This window comes from Sphaerisporangium sp. NPDC051017 (assembly GCF_040683095.1).
GTDB lineage: Bacteria > Actinomycetota > Actinomycetes > Streptosporangiales > Streptosporangiaceae > Sphaerisporangium.
In genome coordinates this window covers 1-1,090 of the sequence record NZ_JBFBCI010000166.1, presented here as the reverse complement: position 1 = coordinate 1,090, position 1,090 = coordinate 1, and the positions used below count along the sequence as shown (strand labels likewise).

General features: G+C 63.0%; 1 protein-coding gene. It reads right to left on the bottom strand.

Annotated features, from left to right (window positions below; all coding sequences use genetic code 11):
* Positions 1-7: 7 nt before the first annotated feature.
* Positions 8-1,009, bottom strand: a complete 1,002-nt coding sequence (locus AB0M95_RS41060; RefSeq protein ID WP_363777235.1) for an IS30 family transposase — start codon at positions 1,007-1,009, stop codon at positions 8-10.
* Between the last annotated feature and the right edge of the window lie 81 nt (positions 1,010-1,090).

The following is a 1,090-nucleotide window of genomic DNA, read 5'->3' as shown; positions in this document are numbered from 1 at the left end:
GGCGGTCTCAAGCGGTGGAAGCAAGTTCGGAGAGCATCTCGACGAACACTTCGGCTGGCGTTCTGTACCCAAGTATACGCCGCGGACGCGTATTAAGTGAGTGAGACACAGAATTCAAGAACTCGGAATCACTTGGAATCTTCGTCCCTTTCGGGAGATACTCACGGATAAGCCCGTTCGTGTTCTCATTCGTACCGCGCTCCCACGGCGAATGCGGATGGGCGAAATACACGTCGATATCGGTCGCGAGAGACAGCGCGGCATGCCCGGCCATCTCCGTACCCTGGTCCCAGGTGATCGACTTCATCAACTGGCCCGGGACGTTCGCGACCGTTTCGACCAAAGCGTCGCAGACCGCCTCCGACGTCCGCCCAAAGGGAAGCGGGACAATCAGTGTGAACCGGCTCTTCCGCTCCACCAGCGTCGCCGCCGCACTCGCCCCGTTCCTGCCGATGATCAGGTCTCCCTCCCAATGACCGGGAACCTGCCGATCCGCGACCTCGGCCGGCCGCTCGTCAATGGAACGCATCCCCACGATCCGGGCGCCCGGTGAACCCCTGCGCCCACGCGGCTTGCGCCGCTCGCGACCCGAGCGCAGCTCAATGCCCAGACGAGCCAGCTCCCCCTTGGGCAAAGCGTAGATCCAGGTGTAAATCGCCTCGTGTGACACGGTGTCCACCGCCTCTCCACAGCAGCGGTCGTACGTGAGCCGTCCCGCGATCTGGTCGGGCGACCACCCCACCCGCAACCCGGACACAACCCGCCCGCGCAACGCGCGGTCACTGTCCAGTTTCCGCTCTTTTGGGCGGCGTCGCTCCTGCTCGGCCCGCTGCTGCGCCGCATGGGCACGGTAGCGTTCACGACCGCCGTTGCGAGCGATCTCACGGCAGACCACTGATTCGTCACGGTCGATATATGCGGCTATCTCCTTGTTGGTCAGGCCAACGGCCAGGCAGCGCGAGATCTCTTCACGATCTTCCATCGTCAACGGGCGTCGCTGTTCCCCCACGGACCACTCCCCCAAGTGGCTCAGTCCGTCGAGACTCTCAAAGTCAAAAGATCAGCGACGACGAGAAGAAGACTTCTCCCC